The organism is Amycolatopsis stemonae, from assembly GCF_054781455.1.
In genome coordinates, this window is the sequence record NZ_BAAGUJ010000001.1 from 140,073 (window position 1) to 160,121 (window position 20,049).

Consider the following 20,049-nt stretch of genomic DNA (forward strand, 5'->3'; position numbering starts at 1 on the left):
CACCGGCGCTGCTCGTAGCGTGAAATCCGCCGTCCGAAACGCACCTCCCATCGCGTTCACGAGAGGACGGCAGGATGTTCCGGAAGCTCCTTGGCGTGCTGGCCGCGGGGATCGTCGTGGCTTCGGGGTTCGCCCCGGCCGCGCAGGCGGCGGACAACCCGTACGGCGACCCGAACCTGGTCCCGATGTTCGACGGCACCGACCTGACCGCTTGGACGTCGTCCAAACCGGGCCTCTGGTCGGCGAAGGACGGCGTCATCCACGGGAATGGCACCGCCCGCGGCTGGTTGTACTACAACAAACAGCAGGTCGGCACGTTTCGGTGGATATTCAATGTGCGCCAGGTGAAGGGCAACCACAAACCGACCGTGCTGATCTGGGGCACCACCGACCCGATCCGCGACGCGCTGAGCGCCATCCAGTTCCAGCCGCCGAACGGCGGCCACTGGGACTACCGGCCGGGGCACAACGACGGCGGCGGGAAACTGTTCCAGCAGCTGTCCCACCCCGCCATCGACATCAAGAAGTGGGCGCAGTGCGAGCTGATCGGGGACCTGGCCACCGGCGTCGCGCGGATGGCGTGCTGCCCGCTGACCGGGACGGCCGTGACCTGCAAGGGCGTCGAGGTCCTGCGGTTCACCGACAAGACGGCCGGCCGCGTCGGCCCGCTCGCGCTGCAGGTGCACAACTCCGGCATCCAGGACGAGTACCGCAATCTCTACGTCGAGTCACCCGTGGTGACGAAACCGGGCGAGTTCCTCACGCTCTGAGCCGCGGCTATTCCCGAATGGTGGGGCCGTCGACACAATACTGGCCTTCGTTTAACACAACGTGCTAATTTATTCACCCCGTGTGATAGCGAAGGTCGTTTTTGTCTCACCGAGAGGTCATGATGACGCCTGCCGTCAGTGCCGTCGACGGTTCCGCCACCACCGCACCGCGCCGGACCCCCGGTGCCAGCAGTTCCCGCAAGGTCCTCCAGCTGCTGCTCGCGTTTTCGGAGCGGCGCTGGGAGGCCAGCGTGGCCGAGCTCGCCGCGACGATCGGCACCCCGGTCGCGACGACCTACCGGTACGTGGCGCTGCTCAAGGAGCTGCAGCTGCTCGAGGAGGGCCGGGCGGGGCACTACCACCTCACCAGCCAGGTGATGCCGCTCGCCCGGGCCGCGCAGCTGGCGAACGACCTCGTGCGGCTGGCGAAGCCGGCCATGGAGGAGGCCGCGCGGGAGCTCGGCGAGACGGTGATGCTGTTCCAGCAGTTCGGCGACGCCGCCGTGTGCGCCGACCGCGTCGAGTGCGACCGCGCCATGCGGTTCACCTTCGAGCCGGGGCATTCGCTGCCGCTCGGCGTCGGCGCGTCCGGCAAGATGCTGCTCGCGCTGCTGCCCGAGATCGAGCGTGACCGGCGGCTGGCGCCCGTCGTGGAGCAGCGCGGCACCTTCGTGCGCGACGAGCTCAAGCACGCGCTGGAGAACCGGTACGCGGTCAGCTCCGGCGAAATCGACGAGGGCGTCTGGGCGTGTTCCGTGCCAGTACCCGCGTACGGGCGGCGGCCGACCGTGCTGACGATGGCCGGCCCGGCGGCGCGGATCACCGAGGGCGCCCGCGACACCGCGATCACGGCACTGCGGGGCTACGCGACCCGGATCGAGCGGACGATCTCGTCCTATTCGCTGTGATCCGGCTCGCGCGTCCCGACGACCTGCCGGCACTGATCGACGTCGAGCGCGAGGCCGGCCACCTCTTCCGCGCCCTCGGCATGACCGCGATCGCCGACGACGACCCGGGGTCGGTCGCGGAACTGGCGGTGTACCAGTCCGACGGCCGCGCGTGGGTGAGCGCCGACGACGGCGACCGGCCGGTGGCGTACCTCGTCGCGGAGGTCGTCGACGGGTGCGCGCACATCGAGCAGGTCTCGGTCCGCCCGAGCCACGGGCGGCGCGGGCTGGGCAGCGCGCTGATCGAGACGCTCGCAGCGTGGGCGGGCGCCCGGGGGCTGCCGGCCCTGACGCTGACGACGTTCGCCGAGGTGCCGTGGAACGCGCCCTACTACGAGCGGCTGCGGTTCCGGGTCCTGGCGGACGGCGAAATCGGCGACGGCCTGCGGGCGATCCGCCGCGCGGAAGCGGCCCGCGGCCTGGACGCCTGGCCGCGCGTCGCGATGATCCGACCGCTCTGACCTGCGCTTTCCCGTTTTCCTCCCCTGAGCGGGGGATCCACTGGCGCGACGGGTCGAACATGTGTTCTACTGTGCTCGCCGGCTCCGGAGGGGGAAGCTCCGCGGGCCGGCCCACAGACTTCGGGAGGTTGTCATGGCGGTCAAGATCACCCACCTGACGAACGGCCAGCAGGTGCGTTTCGCCAACGCCGACGGCGCCCGCCGGTACGCGGAGATCATGGGCGGCGGCGTGGACAAGTGGCGCTTCACGGTCGTCCCCGAGGACCCGATGCTCCGGAAAATGTCGGACTCGGTCGTTAACGTGCCCGTATGGCGCATGACTTCCAGGTAGTGATCGACACGACCGACCCGCACGTGCTCGCCGACTGGTGGGCGGAAACGCTCGAGTGGGCGGTCGAACCGACCGACGCGGACTTCATCCGCGAGATGATCGCGAAGGGGTACGCGAAGGAGGAGGAAACCCGGACCTACAAGGGGGAACTGGTGTGGAGAACCGGGGCGGGCATCCGCCATCCGGACTCGCCACCTGAGGGCCCGCCCCGGCGGATCCTCTTCCAGGAGGTACCGGAACCGAAGACCGTCAAGAACCGCGTCCACATCGACGTGTGGGTGGGCGCGGACAACGTCGAGGCGACGCTGGAGAAGCTGCAGGCGCGCGGGGCGAAGTTCCTGTGGCGCGGGCGCCAGGGGCCGCACAGCTGGGTGACGATGGCGGATCCGGAGGGCAACGAGTTCTGCATCTCCTGAGCCGCGGTGGCCGGCTCTTTCCTGCCGTCGGAGGACAGGAAAGAGCCGTTCACCGCGTCAGCGCTGCGCCGCCAGCCTGTCCAGGGCCTTGGGCAGCGCGGCGGCCAGCAGGTCCAGCTCCGGTTCCGCGGCGATCAGCGGCGGCGACACGGCGACACCCCGGCCGAGGTTCCGCACGATCACGCCCTCGTCCCGGCAGGCGCGCTGCAGCTTCACCGGCGCGCCCGGGTCGGCGTCCATGACCTCCGCCGTCAGCTCGACCGCGGCGAGGAAGCCCAGCCCCGCGCGGACTTCCGCGACGAGCGGGTGCCCGACGACTCCGGAAACCGCGTCGGCCAACGGCTTTTCCAGCTCACGACCGCGCGGGATCAGGCCGTCGCGCTCGTAGATGTCGAGCGTCGCCAGGCCGGCCGCGCACGCCACGGGGTGACCCGAGTACGTCGCGCCGTGCCGGAAGATCGGGGCACCAGGCGCGCCGGTGAAGAACGGCTCCGCGACGCGCGGGGCCACGATCAGCGCGCCCAGCGGGATGGTGCCGCCGGTGATGCCCTTGGCCGTCGTGATCAGGTCCGGCTGGACGGCCCAGCGGTCGACGCCGAACCACGTGCCGAGCCGGCCCCAGGCCGCGATCACGCAGTCGGCGACGAACAGCACGTCGTGCCGGCGGCAGATCGCCGCGACCTCCTCGATGTACCCGTCCGGCGGCAGCAGCACCCCGCCCGCGCCGATCACCGGCTCGCAGAAGAAGGCAGCGACCCGGTCCGCCCCGACCCGGCTGATTTCGGCTTCGAGCGCCGCGGCGCTGTCGAACGGCACGTGCGAAAAGTCCGGCGGCTGCGGCCCGAAGCCGACGGCGTTGACCGGGATCCCGCCGACGGCCGTGCCGAAGCCGTGCGTGCCGTGGTAGCCCTGCGCCCGCCCGATGACGTGCACCTTCTCGGGCCGCCCGGTGTGCGCGAAGTAGGCGCGCGCGAGCTTGACGGCGGTGTCGATGACGTCCCCGCCGCCCGAGCCGAAGAAGACCTTCGACCCCGGCGTCGGCGCCAGCCCGGCAACCCGGTCGGCCAGCTCGATCGCAGGCTCGTTCGCGTTGTAGCCGAAGGTGTTGTAGGTGTCGAGCGTCCGCAGCTGCTTGGTGACGGCTTCGGTGATCTCGGGCCGCCCGTGCCCGAAGTTGGCGTACCAGAGCGACGCGGTGGCATCGAAGTACCGCCGCCCCGCGTCATCCCAGACGTAGGAGCCCTCACCACGGGTGATGACCATCCGGTCGCCGTCGACGGCCCCCATGTCGGCGAAGGGGTGCCAAAGGGCGTGCTGTGCTGACATCGGTCCTCCTCAGTCCCGCCCCCATCCTTACCAGGGCGAAGCACCCCGCGCGAACACTCCATCGTGCACAGTTCACAAGGCGGCGCTGTCCGGAACGGCACGGCAACCGCCGCCGGCTGAACGTCAGTCCAGGAACTCCGCGATCTCCTCCGCCGAATACCCCAGCTCCGCCAGCACCTCCGAGGTGTGCTGCCCCAGCGTGGGCGGGGCCGACGTCGGGCGCGCCGGGGTCTCCGAGGCCTTCACCGGGAAGCCCGTCCCCAGGTACGTGCCCACCGTCGGGTGCGGGAGGCGGACCACCTGGTCGCGCGCGGCCGTCCACGGGTCCGCGTACACGTCGTCGATGTCGTTGATCGGGGCCGCCGGGATGCCCGCCGCGTCGAAGGACTTCAGCCAGTCCGCCGCCGTCCGGGTGAGCAGGACCGGCTCCAGCAGTGCGTTCAGCTCGTCGCGGTTGGCCGCGCGCGAAGCGTTCGAAGAGAAGCGAGGGTCCGAAGCGACGTCCAGCTGCAGCACGCCGCAGAACGCGTGCCACAGCTTTTCGCTGCCCACCGCGATGATCAGCCAGCCGTCCGAGACGTGGTACGCCTGGTACGGGACGATGCTCGGGTGCGCCGAGCCCATCCGGCGCGGGCGGGGCGCGTCGTAGAAGTGCGCCCCCGCGGCATACACGTGCCAGGCCAGCTGACTGTCCAAAAGGGACACATCGAGGTACTGCCCGCGACCGGTGGTGTGCCGCGCCTGCAACGCCATCAGCACCGCGATGATCGCCCACGTGCCCGCGTTGAGGTCCGCCACCGGCAGCCCGACCTTCGCCGGCGCGCCGTCGGGCTCACCGGTCAGCGACATCACGCCGCCGAGGGCCTGCGCGACGAGGTCGTAGCCCGCGCGGTCGCGGTACGGCCCGGTCTGCCCGAACCCGGTGATCGACACGTGGATCAGCCGCGGGTTCAGCTCCGACAGAACCTGGTACCCCAGTCCCCACTTCTCCAGCGTCCCCGGCCGGAAGTTCTCGACGAGCACGTCGGCGTCCGCCACCAGCCGTCGGAGGGCTTCCCGTCCGCGGTCGCTCTTCAAGTCGAGCACGATGCCGCGCTTGTTCCGGTTCGCCGCGAGGTAGTACACGGCTTCGTCGCTCTCGCCGACGAACGGCGGTCCCCAGCCGCGGGTGTCGTCGCCGTGCCCCGGCGGCTCCACCTTCACCACGTCGGCGCCCATCTCGCCGAGGTACTGCGTGCAATACGGCCCGGCGAGGATGCGGGACAGGTCGACGACCTTGATCCCGTCCAGCGGGCGGAACCCGGCGTGGTCAGCGGGCATCGATGGCTCCTTCGGTCACCGGTCTTCGACGCTCAGTTCCAGCAGCCGGGCTTCGGCGTCGCGGAGGTAGCGGTCCAGCGAAGCCTCCGCGACGTCGAACCGGCCGCGGCGCAGGTCCTCCAGGATCTGCTCGTGGCACTCCAGGAACGGCTCGTAGAACTCCCTCGTGTTTTCGTTCAGCACGAAGAACAACCGCGTCTCGGCGAGCACCTGCCGCATCGTCGACGAAATGCGCTCGCTCCCCGCCAGGTCGACCAGTGCCTGGTGGAAGTGGATGCTCGCGGTCCCGACCGCGGGCCAGTCCTCTTCCCGCGCCGCTGCGCGGCCGTCGCCCAGGGCCCGCTCGACCATCGTGAGGTCCACAGTGGACAGTTCGGCCGCCCGCCGCAGCGCACCGCATTCGGTGGCCCGGCGGACGACGTACAGGTCTTCGATGTCCTCGGCGGTCAGCTCGCGCACGAACACCCCGCGGTTCAGCTCGTGCACCGCGAGCCGCTCGTGGGCCAGCAGCTGGAACGACTCGCGCAGCGTGTTGCGCGAGACACCGAGCGCCGCGCTGATCACCGGCTCGGACAGCCGCTCACCGGGGGCGAACACGCCGTCGGTGATGTACTGGCGCAGGATCGCGGCCACCCGCTCGGCCGTCCCGCTGCGCTCCAGCTGGTGCCGTTCGCTCGAAAGCCCCGAAGCGTCGACGGACAAGGCGCTACCTGACGCCGAGTTCGAAATCGAGGCTGTAGCGGTTGCCCGGCATCGCCCCCGCGGCCTTCGCGCCGTCGACCGGCAGCACGACGCCGTTGACGAACCGCGACTCGTCGCTCGCCAGGAACACCACCGCCTTCGCGACCTCCCACGCCTCGCCGACGCGGGCGGCGGGCGTGCTCGCGACGAGCTGGTGCTGCTTGGTCTCGAACTCCTCCGGCGAGTTCAGCGTGCTGCGCAGCATGTCGGTGTCGATCGCGCCGGGGCTCACCGTGTTGGCGCGGATGCCCTGGTGCGCGTGCGCCACGGCGATCGACTTCGTGAGCCCGACCAGCGCGTGCTTGGTGGCGTTGTACACCGGGTCGCCGGGGCGGCCCATCACGCCGCCGTTCGACGACGTCGTGACGATGCTGCCGGCCCTGCGCTCGATCATGTGCGGCAGCACGGCGCGGGTGCCGAGGAAGGCGGCCCGCACGTTGAGCGCGAAGATGTTGTCGAACTCGGCCAGCGTCGTCTCGGCGAGCGGCTTCCCGAGGTGGACGCCGACGTTGTTGAACAGCACGTCGATCCGGCCCGTCTCGGCGATGACATCGTCCACAAAGGCGCCGACCGCGGCTTCGTCCGTGGCGTCCACTATGGAGTGCCGGCAGCCGTCGACCGGTTCGGCGGGCTCGCGGATGTCGGAAGCGAACACCGTCGCGCCCTCGGCGACGAACTCCTTCACCGTGGCGAGACCGATGCCCCGCGCGCCGCCGAAGACGACCGCCACCTTGCCGGCCAACCGACCCATGTCACTTCCCCGCTCTCAGTCGTGCTGTCTGTTCTTCGTCCACGGCGTAATCCTCGGGAAGCCGGACGAGCGCGTCCGCGTCCCCGAGGTACCGCACCGCGACGCCGTACACCTCGCGCGCCGCCTCGATCGAGACATAGCCCTCGACGACGTCCGCGAGCACCGCCGCCACCGGACGCTCGTGCGGCGGCCCGTAACCGCCACCGCCGGGCAGTGTGACGTCCACAACGGACTCCGCCGCCAGGGTAACCCGGCTCTTCACCGGAAGCGCGCTTCCGCCGCGCAAGCCGAACCGTCCGGGTGCCCCGGGGTTTCCGCCGTCCACACCGGACGCCGCGGCGCGCACGCGGTCGACGTTCCCGTTGACGCTCCAGGAATCCCCGGTCCGTGCCCCCATCGTGGTCACCTGTCCGAGGCCGCCACGCCACCGGCCCGCGCCCCCGGAGTCCACTCGCAACTCTCGCGAATGCTGGACGAGCGGGGCCATGGTCTCGATGACCTCGGTCGGCGTCGACCGCAGTCCACTCGGGAACCCCGTGGTGGTCAAGCCGTCCTTGCCGGCGCGCGCACCCATGCCACCGGTCTGGAACACGTTGAGCATGAACCCGGGCCCGCGCCAGATGGTCATCCACAGCGCGTCGGCGCTCGGCGCGATCGCCGCGCCCGGCAGCGCACCGATCAGCAGCGAAGGCAGGAAGTGCCCGATCAGGTGCCGTGACGCGACCGGCGACGGCGGCCGGCAGTTCAGCACCGAACCTTCGGGCGCGGTGACGTGCACCGGCCGGAACGAACCCGCGTTGTGCGGTACCTCCGGCGAGATCGCGGCCTTGACCGCGAACGACGCGTACGCCCGCGTGTAGTTCAGCACGACGTTGATCCCGCGGCGGCTCTGAGGCGACGAACCCGCGAAGTCGAGGTGGATCGAGTCACCGTCCACAGTGGCCGTCACGCGCAGCACGACGTCTTCGTCGTCGAAGCCGTCGGTGGCGATTTCGTTGGTGTAGACGCCGTCCGGGAGCTCGCGCAACGCGTCGCGCAACGCCTTCTCGGACCGGTTCATGATCTCGGCGGCGACGTCGTCGAGCGAGTCCAGGCCGAACTCGTCCAGCAGCCGCAGCAGGCTCGCCGCGCCGACCTCGTTGCCGGTGACCTGCGCGTACAGGTCGCCGATGGTCTCCTCCGGCGTCCGCACGTTGGCGCGGATCAGCCGTTCCAGGTCGGCGTCGACCTCGCCCGCGCGGAGGAATTTCATGATCGGCAGGCGAAGGCCTTCTTCGAAGACCTCGTGGGCCTCGGCCGACACGAGCCGGCCGCCGATGTCCGGCGCGTGGCAGCACGACGCGAACCACGCGACCAGCCGGCCGTTCCGGAACACCGGCGTCGCCACCGTGATGTCGTTGATCTGCCCGGCGGTCTGCCACGGGTCGTTGGTCAGCAGCACGTCGCCGGGTTCGAGGGTCTCCGGCGGGTACGCGGCGGCGAAGTGGTGCATGCCGGTGGCCATCGCGTTGATGTGCCCGGGCGTGCCGCCGACGGACTGGCCGATCATCTCGCCGCGCGAGTCGAACACCGCGCAGGCGAGGTCGAGCGACTCCCGCACGACGGCCGAGAAGGCCGTGTTGACCAGTGCGTTCTGCTGCTCGGCGAGGATCGAGTGCAGCCGGTTGCCGAACAGCCCGACGACGATGGGGTCGACGCTCACGCCGTCACCTCCAGCGCCGCGTCGTCCCGGACGACGCAGTGCGCGCCCGGCGGGACGACCACAGTGGACTCGCGTTCCTCCACGATGGCCGGTCCGTCGATCCGCGCGCCCGCTTCGAGCCGGTACCGGTCGAACACCGCCGTGTCGACAAATCCCCCTGTCGACGGGAAGTAGGCCTTGCGCGTGCCCTTCCGCGCGTCACCGCCGGTGACCTGCGAGTTCAGCCGCAGCGTGACGTCCGGCGCCGGGCCGCTCGAAACGACCCGCCAGTTCAGCACCTCGACGCCGACCTCGGGCCCGGTACGCCGGTAGAGCGTCCGGTAGGTGCGGGTGAACTCGTCGATCAGGGTCTCGGGCCAGCGGCCTCCGTGCACCGGGACGCGGATCTCGTAACCCTGCCCGGCGTAGCGCATTTCGGCGATCCGGCGGTGGGTCACATCGTCCACTCCGGACTTCGCGAGCAGTGCCGCGCCTTCCGCTTCCATCTCGGCGAACAGCGCGTCGACCTGCTCCCACGCCAGTTCGTGCACGGCCGCGCTTGCCGACCGGACGAAGTCGAACGCCAGCGGCGCGGTCAGGAACCCGGCGGCGCTGAGCACCCCCGCGGCGGGCGGCGCGACGACCGACGGCGCCCCCAGCGCCCGCGCGACGCCGACGCCGTGCACCGGGCCCGCGCCGCCGAACGTGTACATCGGCAGCTTCGCCGGATCCTGCCCCCGCTCGACGGCGTGCACGCGCGCGGCGTTCGCCATGTCTTCGTTGACGCTCGTGTGGATGCCCCACGCGGCTTCCTCGACGCTCAGCCCGAGCGGACCGGCGATCTTTTCGCGGAGTACCGCTCTCGCGGCATCGGCGTCCAGCTCCATGCCGCCGCCGAGGAAGTAGCCCGGGTCGAGGTAGCCCAGGACGAGGTCGGCGTCGGTGACCGTGGGTTCGGTGCCGCCGCGGCCGTAGCAGACCGGACCGGGCTCGGACCCGGCCGAGTCCGGTCCGACGGTCAGCAGGCCCAGCGCGTCGATGCGGGCGATCGAGCCGCCGCCCACGCCGATCTCGATCATGTCGGTGACCGGCACCTGCACCGGCAGCCCGGAACCGGGCAGCAGCCGGTACTTGCGGTCCACTTCGAACTGGTGCGTCACGAGGGGCGCGCCGCCGGCGATCAGGCACAGCTTCGCCGTCGTGCCACCCATGTCGAAGGCCAGCAGGTCGGCCGGTCCGATCGCGGCCGCCGCGAGGGCACCACCCGCGGGGCCGGACTCCAGGATCCGGATCGGGTGCCGGGCCGCGGTGTCCACAGTGGCCAGACCGCCGTTGGACAGCATGATGTGCGGCGCGCCGGTGATGCCGAGCCGTCTCAGGCGGTGTTCGAGGTCGCGCAGGTAGCGCTCGGTGAGGTCCTGGACGTAGACGTTCGCGACCGTCGTCGACGCGCGTTCGAACTCGCGGATCTCCGGGACGACCTCGGACGACAGCGCCACTCTGAGCGACGGCGCCACCTCGGCCAGGATCCCGGCGACGCGCCGCTCGTGCGCCGGGTTCGTGAACGAGTGCAGGAAGCAGACCGCGACCGCCTCGATCCCGCGTGCCGCGAGCTCCCGCCCCAGCCGGGCGACGTACGCCTCGTCGAGTCCGATGTGGATCGATCCGTCGGCGAGGATCCGTTCCGGGACGTCGAACCTCAGGTGCCGCGGCACGAGCGGCGCGGGCAGCTCGAGGTTCAGGTCGTACAGCTCGTAGCGGTGCTCGCGGCGCATCTCCAGGACGTCCCGGAACCCGGCGGTCGCGAGGAACGCGGTGCGGGAGCCCTTGCGTTCGATGAGCGCGTTCGTGACCAGCGTCGTCCCGTGCACCACCTGCCCGACGTCGTGGCCGGCTTCGGCCAGCAGCGCGGCCAGGCCTTCCTCGACCGCCCGCGCGGGCTCGTCGTGCGTGGTCAGCACCTTGCCGACGGCGACGATCCCGGTGTCGTCCACCGCGCAGAGATCGGTGAACGTGCCACCGATGTCGACGCCGATCCTCATTTCCGGTACCACCGCGGCGAAGTGTTCAGCGGCGGCTTCAACCGCGCGCGCACGACCAGGACGTTCGGCTCGTCCGACTCGACGAACTCGCCGAGCAGCCGGCGGAACGCCCGCCCGAACCCGGACACGCGGTCGGCGTGCACCCCGAACGACCGGGCCAGGCCGACGAAGTCCGGGCTGTCCCAGTCGACCCCGCGGTGCGGCAGGCCCTCGCGGTCCTGGTCGTAGCGCAGCATGCCGTAGCCGCCGTCGTCGACGAGGACGACCGTGACCGGCAGCTGCTCCTGCGCGAGCGTCGCCAGATCGCCGCAGCCGTAGAGGAATCCGCCGTCGCCGGTGATGCAGATGGCCCGTCCGGTGCCCGCGGCGGCGGCGCCGAGCGACGCCGGGAAGCCGTAGCCGAGCGTGCCCCAGCCCATCGGGTAGGCGAGCTTGCGCGGCGCCCGCACCCGGTGGAAGCCGCCGACCCAGTAGCCGGCGACGCACATGTCCGACACCAGCACGGCGTCGCGCGGCAGCACCTCGTCCAAAGTGGACAGGAAGTCGAGCGCCTGCGGTTCCTCCTCGCGGATCCGCTGGCGCACCTTGCGGCCGATGGCGGCCAGGCGCGTCGCCGTGTCGTGCAGGCCCGGCCGTTCCTTGGGCAGCAGGCGCTCGACGATCGCCCGCGCGTCGCCGACCAGCGTCAGGTCGGGCCGGTAGTTCTTCGCGGCGTCTTCGGCGTCGACGTTGACCGCGATCAGCGTCGGCGGCTTCGGCATGGCCCAGTTCTGCGTCATCAGGCCGTCGAAGTCCGTGCCGACCGCGAGGACGACGTCGGCCTCGTCCCACAGCTCCCCGACTTCCGGGGCGTGCACCGGGTTCGGCGCCAGGCAGGGGTGGTCGAGCGGGAGCAGGCCGCGCGCCGCGAACGTGGTGAGCACCGGCGCGGCCAGCTTGTCCGCGAGCACGCCGATCGCCTCGCCCGCGCCCGACCGCAGCGCGCCACCGCCGGCCCAGATCAGCGGGTGCTTCGCGTCGGACAGCAGCGCCTCGGCCCGAGCGAGGTCGGGGACGTCGCCGTCGGGCTTGCGGTGCGGTGCGGGCGGGCGCCGGTGCGGGACGGTCTCACGCAGGTAGTCGGTGGGCACGCCGAGGTAGACCGGGCCACTCTGCGGCTCCAGCGCGAGCCGCGCCGCGCGGTGCACCGTGGTGCCGATCTGGTCGGCGGCCCGCACGGTGAAGACGCCCTTGGTCACCGGCGCGAACATCGCCTGCTGGTCGGACGTCTCGTGCAGCACGCCGCGAACGACGCCGGGACGCCGCAGCTTCGAGGGGATGTCGGTGGCGACGACGAGCACCGGAGCCGCGGACGCCATGGCCTCGCCGACCGCGCCGAGGGTGTTCGCGGCACCCGGACCGGTGGTGACCAGGGCGACGCCGAGCTTCCCGGTGGCGCGCGCGTAGCCGTCGGCGGCGTACCCGGCGGTCTGCTCGTGGCGGACCCCGACGACCTTGATGCGGGTCCGGGCGAGCGCCTCCCACAACGGCAGGTTGTGCACCCCCGGGAGGCCGAAGACGATCTCCACGCCGAGCGCTTCCAGCGCGTCCACCAGCTCCCGAGCACCACTCACAGCCACGGCGCGGATACTGCCAGATCGTTGAACGATCTGGCAATCGGCCCTAGACGATGTTGTGCTCGGCCGGTGCGGTACCGGCGCTGTCGAACCGGCGGACGTCCAGGTCCGCGATCTCCACGGCCGTCGGACGGCCCAGGTAGAGGTCCCGGACCAGCTCCCCGGTGGCCGGGCCCATCTGGAACCCGTGGCCCGAGAAGCCGGTCGCGTAGAAGAACCGCGACAACAGGACGCTTTCCCCGATGATCTGGTTGCGGTCCGGCGTCACTTCGTACAACCCGGCCCAGGCCGTCCGGATCCCGGCGTCGAGCACGGCCGGGATCCGGCGCCCGGCCAGCTCGGCCAGCCGCGGCAGCCAGTCACCGGCTTCGTAGTGGGTGCCGAAGCCCGGGAAGCCGTCGTCCTCGCAGAAGGACATCGCGAGCCCCGCACCCTCGCGGTGGAAGTAGAACGCGGACGACATCTCGATGGTCAGCGGCACCCGCTCGGGCAGCCCGGGCACCGGCCCGGTGAACACGACCTGCCGCCGGAACGGCCGCACGGGCAGGTCCAGCCCGGCGAGTTCGCCGAGCTGCCCCGACCACGCGCCCGCCGCGCACACGACCGCGCCCGTCCGGACGAACCCCGCCGTCGTGTTAACGCCGGTTAACGTATCGCCGTCGCGTTCGATGCCGGTGACCTCGACACCGGTACGCAGCTTTGCGCCGCACGCGCGGGCCGCCTTCGCGTAGCCCTGGACGACCGCGTCCGGCGTCGCCTTCGCGTCGTCCGGCGACCACAGCGCGGCGACCACGCCGTCGGTCTCCAGCAGCGGGACGATCTCGCGGGCTTCCGCCGGGTCGAGCAGGTGACTGCGGACGCCGTACTCGCGCTGCAGCTCCGCGCAATGTCCGATTGCGGACACGTCGGCCGGGTCGGTCAGCAGGTAGAGGTAGCCGTCGCGGCGGAAGTCGATCTCGACGCCGAAGTCGCGTGAGAATGCGCTGTACGCGGCGAGCCCGCGCAGGCCCAGTTCGACGTTGACGCGGCTGGTGAACGACGACCGGACGCCGCCCGCGGCCTTCGCCGTCGAGCCCTCGCCCAGCCCCCCGCGTTCCAGCAGCAGGACGTCGACCCCGGCCTCGGCGAGCCGGAAAGCGCAGCTCACGCCGATCACCCCGCCGCCGACCACGACGCACTCGGCCATCTGTGGCAGGGACGTTTCCCCCGGGCCCCGGAAGGTCATACTCGCCAATGTAGAACGTGATCCACCCACGGCCGCCGAGCGCGTAGAGTCGGCGTGCCGAGTGCGGAAGGTGATGTCCCATGGCGATGATGCCCGTGACCGACTCGATGTTCCTCCTCGTCGAAACGCGCGAGCATCCGATGCACGTGGGCGGCCTGCAGCTGTTCAAGAAACCCGACGGCGCCGGCCCGGAGTACCTGCGCGACATCCGCCGGAACCTGCTCGAATCGGACAACATGCGCACGGTATTCCGGCGCCGCCCGGCCCGGCCGGTCAACACCGTCGGGCACGTCGCCTGGACGACCGACGCCGAACTCGAGCTCGACTACCACTTCCGGCACTCGGCGCTGCCGTCGCCGGGCCGCATCCGCGAGCTGCTGGAGCTGACCAGCCGCTGGCACAGCACCCTGCTCGACCGGCACCGGCCGCTCTGGGAAACCCACCTCATCGAGGGCCTGGCCGACGGCCGGTTCGCCGTCTACACCAAGGTCCACCACGCGCTGATGGACGGCGTCTCGGCCCTGCGCCAGCTGCAGGCCACGCTGTCGGACGACCCGGCCGACCTGGACTGCCCGCCCTGGTGGGGCACCCGGCGCAAGCCCGGCGAAGGCCGCGTGAAGCGCCCCGGGTCGTTCCTGCAGAGTGCGGGCAAGACGGTCAACCAGCTCGCCGGGCTCGCGCCGGCCGCGCTGAAGGTGGCGCGGGAGGCGTTCGGCGAACACACCCTGACCCTGCCGGGGCAGGCGCCGCGCACGATGTTCAACGTGCCGATCGGCGGCGCGCGCCGGTTCGCCGCGCAGTCCTGGTCGCTCGACCGCGTCCGCAAGGTGGCGACGGCGGGCGGGGTGTCGCGCAACGACGTCGTGCTCGCGATGTGCTCGGGCGCGCTGCGGGACTACCTCATCGAGCAGCGCGCGCTGCCGGACGCGCCGCTCGTCGCGATGGTCCCGGTGTCGCTGCGCCGCCAGAACGACCCCGGCGAGGCAGCCGGCAACAACATCGGCGCACTGCTGTGCAACCTGGCCACCGACCTGCCGGACGCGGGCAAGCGGCTCGTCACGATCCACCAGTCCATGCGCAACGGCAAGCGGCTGTTCTCGGAGCTCACGCCGTTGCAGACGCTGTTGTTATCGGCCGTTAACGTCGCGCAGCTCGGCGTCTCACCGATCCCCGGCGTCGTCAACAACACGCGGCCGCCGTTCAACCTGGTGATCTCGAACGTGCCCGGGCCGCGCAAGCAGATGTACTGGAACGGCGCGCAGCTCGACGGCATCTACCCGGCGTCGGTGCTGCTCGACGGCCAGGCCGTCAACATCACGCTGACCAGCAACGGCGACAACCTGGACTTCGGGGTCACCGGGTGCCGCCGCAGCGTGCCGCACCTGCAGCGGATCCTGACGCACCTCGACACGGCGCTGGTGGAGCTGGAAGCCGCGGTCAAATAGCGTCCTGGTCGGCGGTGTGGATCGCCACCGGGCGTGACGTTCCAGAGCTTGCCGGACGAATTTCCCGAGCCCGCTCGGGGTGCCTCGGATGTGGCCACTTCCCGAACGGGTCGGGACGTGGCTTCCTCCCCGGCCCAGTGGGATAGAAACACACCGTCATCCGTTCGAGACACCACTGAACGCGCACGGGAAAGCGCATTCAGCGGGACACTGAACACCGCTGAGTGATCATCGCTGCGCCATCGGAAGGAATATTTACGAAGGGATGGCCATTTACTCCTCCCGCCTTTTATGGTGACGCCGTCCGGCACCCCCGACGGGAGGAGTTACCGATGACCGAAACCCTGGAGTCCTGGTCCACTCCGGACTTCGTCGAGTACGAAACCCCCATGGAGGTCACCGCATACGCGGCCCGCATGGAGGACTGACCGAGGGTGGCGGGACCGGGAAACCGGTTCCGTCACCGCGTTTCCCGCTCATCGAAACATTTCCGACCAGGGGAGCCCCGGATGTCCGAGCCACTCGCGGAGACGGAATTCATCGACGCCCTGCGCGGCCTTTCCCACCGGTACTGGGGCACGCACCCGTTCCACAAGCGGCTGCACGCGGGCGAACTCGACGCGCACGGGCTGCGGATCTGGGCGGCCAACCGCTGGTACTACCAGTGCGTGCTGCCGCAGAAGGACGCGGCGATCATCGCCGCCTGCCCGCTGCCGGAGATCCGGCGCCAGTGGCTCGACCGGATCGTCTACCACGACGGCCCGCAGGCCGGCACCGGCGGGATCGAACGCTGGCTGCGGCTCTGCACGGCGGTCGGCCTGTCCCGGGTCGAGGTGCTCGACGAGCGGCACGTCGCGCCCGGCGTCCGGTTCGCCGTCGACGCCTACGTCACCTTCGCGCGGACGAAACCGTGGTGGGAGTCCGTCGCGTCCGGGCTCACCGAGATGTTCGCCGGGCACCTGATGCAGCAGCGCGTCGCGGACATGCTCGCGAACTACCCGTGGATCGCCCGCGAAGACCTCGCCTACTTCACCAACCGCATCGACAAGGTCTCCGGCGAAGGCAAGGACACGCTCGACATCGTGGTCCGCCACTGCGTCACCCGCGAGCAGCAGGACCGCGCGATCGCCGCGCTGTCGTTCAAGTGCGACGTCCTCTGGTCGATGCTCGACGCGATCGAGCGGGCGGCGGGGTGATCACCGTGGGTTCCGTCCCCCGGCTGCGCCGCGGCGTGCGGCTGTCCTTCGACCACGTCCGGGAGACCCACGTGCTGTTGTTCCCCGAAGGCGTCCTGGTGCCGAACGCCACCGCGGCCGCGGTGCTCGAACTCTGCGACGGCGCGCGGACCGTCACCGAAATCACCGCGGTGCTGGGAAAGCGCTACTCCGGCGTCCGCGAGCAGGACGTCCTCGACGTGCTCGACCGGCTGGGCGGACGGCGGGTCGTCGCATGGACGTGACCCCGCCCCTCGGCCTCCTGGCCGAGCTGACCCACCGGTGCCCGCTGCACTGCCCGTACTGCTCCAACCCGGTGGACCTGACCACCCGGGAGGCCGAACTGTCCACAGCGGACTGGCGGTCCGTGCTGTCCCAGGCCCGCGAACTGGGCGTCCTCCAGGTGCACCTGTCCGGCGGTGAGCCGCTGGCCCGGCCGGACCTGCCCGAACTGGTGACGCACGCGAGCGAACTCGGCTGCTACGTCAACCTCGTCACCTCCGGGCTGGGCCTGACCCCGGCGCGGCTCGACGACCTCGTCGAGCGCGGGCTGGCGCACGTCCAGCTGTCGGCGCAGGGCGCGACGCGGGAGCGGTCCGACCTCCTGGCCGGCGCGAAGGCGTTCGACCGGAAGCTCGCCGCGGCCGCCGCGATCAAGGCGTCCGGCCTTCCGCTGTCGCTGAACGTGGTGCTGCACCGGCGAAACCACGACCAGCTGGCCGGGATCATCGAGCTGGCCGAGCGGCTGGGCGCGGACCGGCTGGAACTGGCGAACACCCAGTACTACGGCTGGGCGCTGCGCAACCGGGACGCGCTGATGCCGACCCCGGCGCAGCTCGCCGCGGCCGAGCCGATCGTTCGCGCGGCGGTTGCGCGACTGCGTGGCACCATGGAAATCGTGTACGTCGTCGCGGACTACCCAGAGCCGTACCCGAAGCCGTGCATGTACGGCTGGGGCGCGCGGCAGCTGACCGTGGCGCCGGACGGCACCGTGCTGCCGTGCCCGGCGGCGTCCGCGATCGCGACGCTCGAGCTGGACAACGTGCGCGAGACACCACTGGCCGAGATCTGGTACGAGTCGTCGTCCTTCAACGCCTACCGCGGCGAAGCCTGGATGAGCGAGCCGTGCCGCACGTGCGACCGGCGCGGGATCGACTTCGGCGGGTGCCGCTGCCAGGCGTTCCTGCTCACGGGCGACGCCTCGGCGGCCGACCCGGTGTGCTCGCGCTCGCCGCACCGCGAGGTCGTCGACCTGGTCCTCGCCCGGCCCGCGACGTCCGGCCTGGTGATGCGCCGGTGAAGGTGATCCTGCTCGGCACGGCGGCGGGCGGCGGGTGTCCACAGTGGAACTGCGCGTGCCGGCTGTGCACGGCCGGGCTGACCCCGCGCACCCAGGACTGCGTCGCGGTGAGCGCGGACGGCGCCGGCTGGTACCTGCTCAACTGCTCGCCGGACATCCGCGCCCAGATCCTCGGGACGCCGGCGTTGCGGGCCGGGCCGGGCCCGCGCGAGATCCCGCTGCGCGGAGTGCTGCTCACCGACGCCGAGCTCGACCACGCGATGGGCCTGCTCATGCTGCGCGAGGCCGGCGGCCTCCCGGTGTTCGCGCCGGACGCGGCCCGGCACGCGCTGGCTCCCTTCCGCGCGATCGTCGACGGCTACGGTGGCTGGGACTGGCTGCCGCCCGCCGACCTCCCCGGGCTGCGCGTGCGCGTTCTGCCGGTGAGCGACAAGAAGCCGAAGTACGTCACGTCCGCGCACGACGGCCCGTGGGTGGTCGCCTACCGGATCGAAGACCCCGCGACCGGGGGTGTGCTGGTGTACGCACCGTGCCTGAAGAGCTGGCCCACCGGGTTCGACGCGCTGGTGGCGGGCGCCGACCTGGTGCTGCTCGACGGGACGTTCTTCGCGCCGGACGAGATGGCCGGCGTCGGCGGACCGGACCAGCTCGCGATGGGGCACCTGCCGATCACCGCGAGCCTGTCCCGGCTCGCCGGCCGGCCGGGCCGCTGGGTGTTCACGCACGTTAACAACACCAACCCGGTGCTGGACCCGGCGTCGCCCGAGCACGCCGCCGTCCTGGCCGGCGGCGCGTCGGTACCGCCGGACGGCACGGAGTTTTCGCTCTAGGCGATCCCCTCGGGAGCGGCGCCGGCGACCTGGACGGCGCCTGCGGCGATCCGGTCGATCTCGGCCAGGTCATCCGACGTCAGCTCGACGTCGGCCGCGGCGATGCTCGCCTCGATGTGCCGGGGCTTCCGCGCCCCGACGATCGCGGCGTGCACGCCGGGTCGCGCGAGCGCCCAGGCGATGGCGAGCTGGCCGACTTCCAGGCCTCGGCTCGCGGCGAACGCCCGCAGCTCGTCGACGATCTTGAGGTTGCGGCGCAGGTTGTCGCCCTGGAACGCGCTCGACTTCGAGCGCCAGTCCGCGGGTTCGAACGTCGTGTCCGGCGTGAGCGCACCGGTGAGCAGGCCGCTGCCGAGCGGGCTGTAGACGAAGACACCGATGTCGTGCTCGCGCGCGTACGGCAGCGGGTCGGTCTCGATGCCGCGCCGGAACAGGTGGTAGGGCGGCTGCAGCGTCTCCGCCACGCCGAAGTCCGCCAGCTGGTCCGCGGTGTAGTTCGAGACACCGACGTGCCGGATCTTCCCGGCGTCGACGAACTCCCGCATGAGCCCCGCGACGTCGGCCGCCGGGGTGTCGGGGTCGGGCCAGTGCACCTGGTAGAGGTCGATGTGGTCGCGCTGCAGGTTCCGCAGGCTCTGGTCGAGCCCCTGGGTCAGCCAGGCGCGACGGGAGTCGCGCGGCCGCTCGGCACGCGGGTTGATGCCGCCCTTGGTGGCGACGACGACGTCGTCCCGGCGCTTCAGGGCGCGCCCGAGCAGCACCTCGGAGCGGCCGCGACCGTAGGCCTGGGCGGTGTCGAAGAAGGTGACGCCGAGGTCGCGCGCGTGGTGGATGGCCGCGACGGCGGTGTCCTCGTCGAACGCGCCCCAGTCGCCGCCGAGCTGCCAGGTGCCGAAGGCGATCTTCGACACTTCGAGGCCGCTGCGGCCCAAGATCGTCCTGCGCATGCGTCCAGCACAGCACAGACATCGGACGACTGGCGCGTTAATCCCGGTTAACGAAACCCCCAAATAACTCTTTGACGGTCGTGGCAGACTGGCGCCATGCCCCACGACAACCTGCGAGTGCTGGCGCACCCGCTCCGCATGCGCATCCTGTCGCTCCTGACCGGTACGGCTCTGAGCGCGGCCGAAGCGGCGCGCGAACTGGGCGAGACGCAGGCGAACACCAGTTACCACGTGCGCCGCCTGCACGAGGCCGGCCTCCTGGAGGTCGCGGAGGAGGTGACGATCCGCGGCGGCCGCGCCAAGCGCTACCGCCACGACCCGGAATCGGGCAAGCGGCTGACCACCCGCGACCCGGCGGAGACGGTCCTCCTGACGAAGGCGATCGCGGAAGAGTTGCTCCGCCGTGCCGCGCAACGCGCGCCGGAGCAGCCGGCGTCGCTGACGGACGCGGAGCTGTGGGTCGACCCGGAGGTATGGGCCGGGCTGCTGAAGCAGGCGTCCGCACTGAGCGGCGAACTCCACGCCGCGGCCCAGCCCCCGCGCACCCCCGGGACGGTCCGCGTCAGCGCGAGCGTCGCACTGTTCGAGCTGGCCGAGGCCGGTTCGTCGGTGGACAGGTCGCCGTGAGCACTACGTCGAAGGCACTCCCCGCCGGAACCCGCACCCCTTCGCAGCCAGATCCCCGA

Annotated in this window: 21 protein-coding genes; 12 read left to right on the forward strand and 9 right to left on the reverse strand. The window is 71.3% G+C overall.

What is annotated here, in order from left to right; all coding sequences use genetic code 11:
• Positions 1–74: 74 nt before the first annotated feature.
• The 5 genes from ACYVLJ_RS00805 (at position 75) to ACYVLJ_RS00825 (ending at position 2,925) form a co-directional block, all read left to right on the forward strand.
• Complete coding sequence (locus ACYVLJ_RS00805; protein WP_451967822.1) at positions 75–770, forward strand: family 16 glycoside hydrolase; 696 nt, start codon at positions 75–77, stop codon at positions 768–770.
• A 122-nt stretch (positions 771–892) separates the two neighbouring features.
• Complete coding sequence (locus ACYVLJ_RS00810; protein ID WP_460437990.1) at positions 893–1,678, forward strand: IclR family transcriptional regulator; 786 nt, start codon at positions 893–895, stop codon at positions 1,676–1,678.
• Complete coding sequence (locus tag ACYVLJ_RS00815; protein ID WP_460437415.1) at positions 1,675–2,178, forward strand: GNAT family N-acetyltransferase; 504 nt, start codon at positions 1,675–1,677, stop codon at positions 2,176–2,178. The genes ACYVLJ_RS00810 and ACYVLJ_RS00815 overlap by 4 nt, the downstream gene beginning before the upstream one ends.
• Before the next feature lie 133 nt (positions 2,179–2,311).
• Positions 2,312–2,509, forward strand: coding sequence for a hypothetical protein (locus ACYVLJ_RS00820; RefSeq protein ID WP_004561810.1), 198 nt, complete (start codon positions 2,312–2,314; stop codon positions 2,507–2,509).
• On the forward strand, positions 2,509–2,925 hold the full coding sequence (locus ACYVLJ_RS00825; RefSeq protein ID WP_451969793.1) for a VOC family protein: 417 nt from the start codon (positions 2,509–2,511) through the stop codon (positions 2,923–2,925). The genes ACYVLJ_RS00820 and ACYVLJ_RS00825 overlap by 1 nt, the downstream gene beginning before the upstream one ends.
• A 57-nt stretch (positions 2,926–2,982) precedes the next feature.
• Here the strand turns inward: ACYVLJ_RS00825 and ACYVLJ_RS00830 are convergent, their stop codons facing one another.
• The 8 genes from ACYVLJ_RS00830 to ACYVLJ_RS00865 all read right to left on the reverse strand — a co-directional run bounded on the left by ACYVLJ_RS00830 (position 2,983) and on the right by ACYVLJ_RS00865 (position 13,627).
• Positions 2,983–4,251: an aminotransferase family protein gene (locus ACYVLJ_RS00830; RefSeq protein WP_460437416.1), complete on the reverse strand. Its 1,269-nt coding sequence runs from the start codon at positions 4,249–4,251 to the stop codon at positions 2,983–2,985.
• A gap of 123 nt (positions 4,252–4,374) precedes the next feature.
• A complete protein-coding gene (locus ACYVLJ_RS00835) occupies positions 4,375–5,571 on the reverse strand; it encodes a CaiB/BaiF CoA transferase family protein (RefSeq protein ID WP_460437417.1) in 1,197 nt (398 codons plus the stop codon).
• Positions 5,572–5,586: 15 nt separating this feature from the next.
• Positions 5,587–6,273 carry a GntR family transcriptional regulator gene (locus ACYVLJ_RS00840; protein ID WP_460437418.1) on the reverse strand — a complete coding sequence of 229 codons (687 nt, stop codon included), beginning with the start codon at positions 6,271–6,273 and terminating at the stop codon, positions 5,587–5,589.
• A 4-nt stretch (positions 6,274–6,277) separates the two neighbouring features.
• The gene (locus ACYVLJ_RS00845) at positions 6,278–7,063 is read right to left on the reverse strand and encodes an SDR family NAD(P)-dependent oxidoreductase (RefSeq protein ID WP_460437419.1); all 786 of its coding nucleotides are present in this window, start codon (positions 7,061–7,063) and stop codon (positions 6,278–6,280) included.
• A 1-nt stretch (position 7,064) separates the two neighbouring features.
• Positions 7,065–8,765: a hydantoinase B/oxoprolinase family protein gene (locus tag ACYVLJ_RS00850; protein ID WP_460437420.1), complete on the reverse strand. Its 1,701-nt coding sequence runs from the start codon at positions 8,763–8,765 to the stop codon at positions 7,065–7,067.
• Positions 8,762–10,786, reverse strand: coding sequence for a hydantoinase/oxoprolinase family protein (locus ACYVLJ_RS00855; protein WP_460437421.1), 2,025 nt, complete (start codon positions 10,784–10,786; stop codon positions 8,762–8,764). The genes ACYVLJ_RS00850 and ACYVLJ_RS00855 overlap by 4 nt, the downstream gene beginning before the upstream one ends.
• Complete coding sequence (locus ACYVLJ_RS00860) at positions 10,783–12,405, reverse strand: thiamine pyrophosphate-binding protein (RefSeq protein ID WP_460437422.1); 1,623 nt, start codon at positions 12,403–12,405, stop codon at positions 10,783–10,785. The genes ACYVLJ_RS00855 and ACYVLJ_RS00860 overlap by 4 nt, the downstream gene beginning before the upstream one ends.
• A 43-nt stretch (positions 12,406–12,448) precedes the next feature.
• Positions 12,449–13,627, reverse strand: a complete 1,179-nt coding sequence (locus ACYVLJ_RS00865; protein ID WP_460437423.1) for an NAD(P)/FAD-dependent oxidoreductase — start codon at positions 13,625–13,627, stop codon at positions 12,449–12,451.
• Positions 13,628–13,707: 80 nt separating this feature from the next.
• Here ACYVLJ_RS00865 and ACYVLJ_RS00870 point away from each other — a divergent pair, with 80 nt between their 5' ends.
• The 6 genes from ACYVLJ_RS00870 (at position 13,708) to pqqB (ending at position 18,416) form a co-directional block, all read left to right on the forward strand.
• Positions 13,708–15,072: a WS/DGAT/MGAT family O-acyltransferase gene (locus ACYVLJ_RS00870; RefSeq protein ID WP_451967842.1), complete on the forward strand. Its 1,365-nt coding sequence runs from the start codon at positions 13,708–13,710 to the stop codon at positions 15,070–15,072.
• Positions 15,073–15,404: 332 nt separating this feature from the next.
• On the forward strand, positions 15,405–15,500 hold the full coding sequence (gene pqqA / locus ACYVLJ_RS00875) for a pyrroloquinoline quinone precursor peptide PqqA (protein WP_460437424.1): 96 nt from the start codon (positions 15,405–15,407) through the stop codon (positions 15,498–15,500).
• An 81-nt stretch (positions 15,501–15,581) separates the two neighbouring features.
• Entirely contained in the window at positions 15,582–16,268 is a 687-nt protein-coding gene (gene pqqC, locus ACYVLJ_RS00880) for a heme oxygenase-like domain-containing protein (RefSeq protein WP_460437425.1), read from the forward strand.
• Complete coding sequence (gene pqqD / locus ACYVLJ_RS00885) at positions 16,265–16,531, forward strand: pyrroloquinoline quinone biosynthesis peptide chaperone PqqD (protein ID WP_451967847.1); 267 nt, start codon at positions 16,265–16,267, stop codon at positions 16,529–16,531. Before pqqC ends, pqqD begins: the two co-directional genes overlap by 4 nt.
• The gene (gene pqqE, locus ACYVLJ_RS00890; RefSeq protein ID WP_460437426.1) at positions 16,522–17,586 is read left to right on the forward strand and encodes a pyrroloquinoline quinone biosynthesis protein PqqE; all 1,065 of its coding nucleotides are present in this window, start codon (positions 16,522–16,524) and stop codon (positions 17,584–17,586) included. Before pqqD ends, pqqE begins: the two co-directional genes overlap by 10 nt.
• Positions 17,583–18,416, forward strand: coding sequence for a pyrroloquinoline quinone biosynthesis protein PqqB (pqqB, locus tag ACYVLJ_RS00895; protein WP_460437427.1), 834 nt, complete (start codon positions 17,583–17,585; stop codon positions 18,414–18,416). Before pqqE ends, pqqB begins: the two co-directional genes overlap by 4 nt.
• On the opposite strand, the gene ACYVLJ_RS00900 is transcribed toward pqqB, so the two are convergent.
• Positions 18,413–19,363, reverse strand: coding sequence for an aldo/keto reductase (locus tag ACYVLJ_RS00900; RefSeq protein ID WP_460437428.1), 951 nt, complete (start codon positions 19,361–19,363; stop codon positions 18,413–18,415). The genes pqqB and ACYVLJ_RS00900 overlap by 4 nt on opposite strands.
• Before the next feature lie 96 nt (positions 19,364–19,459).
• On the opposite strand from ACYVLJ_RS00900, the gene ACYVLJ_RS00905 reads away from it, so the two are divergent.
• A complete protein-coding gene (locus tag ACYVLJ_RS00905; protein ID WP_460437429.1) occupies positions 19,460–19,990 on the forward strand; it encodes an ArsR/SmtB family transcription factor in 531 nt (176 codons plus the stop codon).
• The last annotated feature ends 59 nt before the right edge of the window (positions 19,991–20,049 follow it).